At 71.4% G+C, this 3,527-nt stretch carries 3 protein-coding genes; 2 read left to right on the forward strand and 1 reads right to left on the reverse strand.

The window, feature by feature from the left end; all coding sequences use genetic code 11:
* Nucleotides 1-446: WYL domain-containing protein (locus MXD58_RS23065; RefSeq protein WP_250609906.1), on the forward strand; the 446-nt coding region annotated here is incomplete at its 5' end.
* Between the two features lie 135 nt (nucleotides 447-581).
* The gene (locus tag MXD58_RS23070; protein WP_248840985.1) at nucleotides 582-2,309 is read left to right on the forward strand and encodes a DNA repair helicase XPB; all 1,728 of its coding nucleotides are present in this window, start codon (nucleotides 582-584) and stop codon (nucleotides 2,307-2,309) included.
* Nucleotides 2,310-2,369: 60 nt separating this feature from the next.
* Here MXD58_RS23070 and MXD58_RS23075 read toward each other — a convergent pair whose 3' ends face one another.
* Complete coding sequence (locus MXD58_RS23075) at nucleotides 2,370-2,918, reverse strand: Uma2 family endonuclease (RefSeq protein ID WP_248840986.1); 549 nt, start codon at nucleotides 2,916-2,918, stop codon at nucleotides 2,370-2,372.
* Between the last annotated feature and the right edge of the window lie 609 nt (nucleotides 2,919-3,527).

Raw genomic sequence — 3,527 nt, forward strand, 5'->3', positions numbered from 1 at the left:
GCCCGGGGTCGGTCGAGGTCGCCGACACCCGGCTGGCGCAGGCCCGCGACGTGCTGCGACTGGTGCGCCGGGGGGATGACGGGGCTAGGGCGCTGCGGGTGGCCGGTGGCACGGCCGGCGGCTCCGAGCTCGGGGTCACCCGGTCGGCGCCGCTCATCCTGGTGATGCTGCAGGGCGCCGTGCGGGACCGGCGCCGGGTGCTGCTCGGCTACGTCGACCAGCAGGGGACACCCAGGGACCGGATCGTGCGGCCGACCTCCGTCGACGGCGGCTGGCTGACGGCGTGGGACGAACTCAGCGCCGCGCCGCGCCGCTTCGCCCTGCATCGGGTGACCGGCGTCGCCGATGTCGACAACGCGTTCGCCGGGCGGCCGCCGGCGCCGGGATGGTCGGCGGCGGCCGGCGGGGATCCGGCCGATCGTCCCGATCTCGACGAATCACTCTGAGCCGGCGCCTGTGGACAGCCTCCGCGATCTGTCGGAGGTGGCCTGTACCGTCGGAGGACGTCGCCGGCGGGCGGCCGCCGCCGGCCTTCGGGCGGGCGGCCGGTGCCGGGACACGGACCGGGAGGAGAACAGCGGGTGGCGGACGGCCCACTGATCGTGCAGTCGGACAAGACTCTTCTGCTGGAGGTCGACCACGCGGGTGCCGCCGAGGCTCGCTCGGCGATCGCTCCGTTCGCCGAGCTGGAGCGCTCCCCCGAGCACGTGCACACCTATCGGATCACCCCGCTGGCGCTGTGGAACGCGCGGGCCGCCGGGCACGACGCCGAGCAGGTGGTCGACGCGCTCGTCCGGCACTCCCGCTACGCGGTGCCGCACGCCCTGCTCGTCGACGTCGCGGACACGATGGACCGCTACGGCCGGCTGCGCCTGGAGAACGACCCGGTCCACGGGCTGGTGCTGCGCGCGCTCGACCGGGTCGTGCTGGTCGAGGTCGCGCGCTCGAAGCGCATCGTGCCGCTGCTCGGCGAGCGCCTCGACGACGACACGATCGTCGTGCATCCCTCGGAGCGCGGCCGGCTCAAGCAGGCGCTGCTCAAGCTCGGCTGGCCGGCGGAGGACCTCGCCGGTTACGTCGACGGCGAGCGGCACCCGATCGAGCTGGTGGAGGACGGCTGGGAGCTGCGCGACTACCAGCAGGGTGCGGTCGCCGGCTTCTGGGAGGGCGGGTCCGGCGTGGTCGTGCTGCCCGCCGGCGCGGGCAAGACCATCGTCGGCGCCGCCGCGATGGCCCAGGCCGGGGCGACGACGCTGATCCTCGTCACGAACACCGTCGCCGGCCGCCAGTGGCGGCACGAGCTGCTGCGCCGCACCTCCCTGACCGACGAGGAGATCGGCGAGTACTCCGGCGAGCGCAAGGAGATCCGCCCGGTCACCATCGCCACCTATCAGGTGATGACCGCCCGGCGTAAGGGCGAGTACCTGCACCTTGACCTGTTCGGCGCCCGGGACTGGGGGCTGATCATCTATGACGAGGTGCACCTGCTGCCGGCGCCGGTGTTCCGGATGACCGCCGACATCCAGTCCCGCCGTCGGCTCGGCCTCACCGCCACCCTGGTCCGGGAGGACGGCCGCGAGGGCGACGTCTTCTCGCTGATCGGTCCCAAGCGCTACGACGCACCCTGGCGGGAGATCGAGGCGCAGGGCTATATCGCCCCGGCCGAGTGCACCGAGGTCCGCGTGACGCTCACCGAGGACGAGCGGATGGCGTACGCCGTCGCCGAGCCCGAGGAGCGCTACCGGATGTGTGCCACTGCCTACAGCAAGCGGTCGGTGGTGGAACGGCTCGTCCGCCGGCACGCCGGCGACCGGGTGCTGGTGATCGGGGCCTACCTCGACCAGCTCGACGAGCTCGGGAAGCTGCTGGACGCGCCGGTGATCCAGGGATCGACCCGCAACCGGGAGCGGGAGCGCCTGTTCGAGGCGTTCCGGACCGGGGAGATCACGACGCTGGTCGTCTCAAAGGTCGCGAACGTCTCCATCGACCTTCCGGAGGCCGGCGTGGCCGTGCAGGTCTCCGGCACGTTCGGCTCCCGGCAGGAGGAGGCCCAGCGCCTCGGCCGGGTGCTGCGGCCCAAGGCCGACGGCCGCTCGGCGCACTTCTACACGGTCGTCGCCCGCGACACCCTGGACCAGGAGTACGCGGCCCACCGCCAGCGCTTCCTGGCCGAACAGGGCTACGCCTACACGATCATGGACGCCGACGACATTCCCGACCAGGCCATCCCCTCCGACCAGGACGGCCGGCCAGGTCCGGCGGACCCTGACGACGCGGCGGACCCCGACGCCGCCGGCAGTCCCGAGTAGCCGGCCCTCCGTCGCCGCGCGGCGCTGTGCCCCGCGGGCCGCAGTGAGGCCGGGCACGATCTAGTCGGCCTCGGGTGGATCGATCAGCTCCGAGATGCGGACCGTCACGGGGAAGGGCCGCGAGGTGCGGAACTCCCCCTCGGGCCCGGACACGCTCGTGGTGACGTGATCGCCGGCTACCAGCTCGAAGGCTTCCAGCGTCGCCGCCTCCGGATCAATCAGCCAGCATGCCGGCACGCCTCGCTCGCGGTAGAGGTCGAGCTTCAGGGTCCGGTCGTAGCGGCGGGTGCTCGTGTCCGCGACCTCGACGACGAGGAACGGGGTCTCCCGCAGCCGGCGCTGTTCGCCCAGCGGGCTCGACGCGACGACGACGTCCGGGACGAGCAGGCAGCGCTCGGACAGCTCCAGCCCCACCCCGGTGGGCAGCACGTGGGCGCCGGACGTCGCGGCGCGCCCCAGCAGGATGGTCAGCCGGTCGGTGACCCGGGCCCGCAGCGGCGTCGGCCACGGGCGCAGCACACACAGCCCGTCCAGCAGCTCCAGCCGGGCGTCGCCATACTGACCGGCGTCGAGATCGGCAACCGCGATCGGTGGTGTGGGTACCGTCACGGATGGGCGGCGTGAGCGGGACTGATTCGCGACCTGGACCACATCATCTATCGTGCCCGTCCGGCCGAGCTGTGTCGAAAGACCGCGCGGGTTAATTGTCCGTGTCGCGTAAATAGTCGAGCTGGGCGCCGCGGCGACCTGGTGAATTGTTGAAAATAAGTGACATTAAACTCTTGTCGATTCCGCTACTCGATGGTAACTTCGTCAACGTCGCAGACGGCTGATGGGGGTATCCCCCGTCGAGTCGTCTTTGGGAGCGTCTCCCGGCGCCCGCTCCGTCCCGAGCTGCGCCCGCTCCCGGGCTGAGAAGCCCGCCTCCGCGGAACCTCCCGTCCGCGGAGGCGGGCCACCGCGGATCGTCGGTGCGAGGCTGTGCGCCCTCCTGATCCCGCAGTCCCCGATCCTGCGCTGACTGCGGATCCCCATGTCGGTGTCGTTGGTTGACGCGTCGTTCCGTGGTCAGGTCCCGCAGTGGCTTCGCTTTCGCGAGATCCATTGACGATGGTTAGGGATTGATCGCCCGCGTTAATCCACCGATAATGCCCCGTGGAGTGGTGTAGATCGGTTCGCGTTCCGCTCTGCGTCTTTCGCTATTATGCGGCCTGAATA

This window comes from Frankia sp. AgKG'84/4, from assembly GCF_023242965.2.
Taxonomy (GTDB): Bacteria; Actinomycetota; Actinomycetes; order Frankiales; family Frankiaceae; genus Frankia.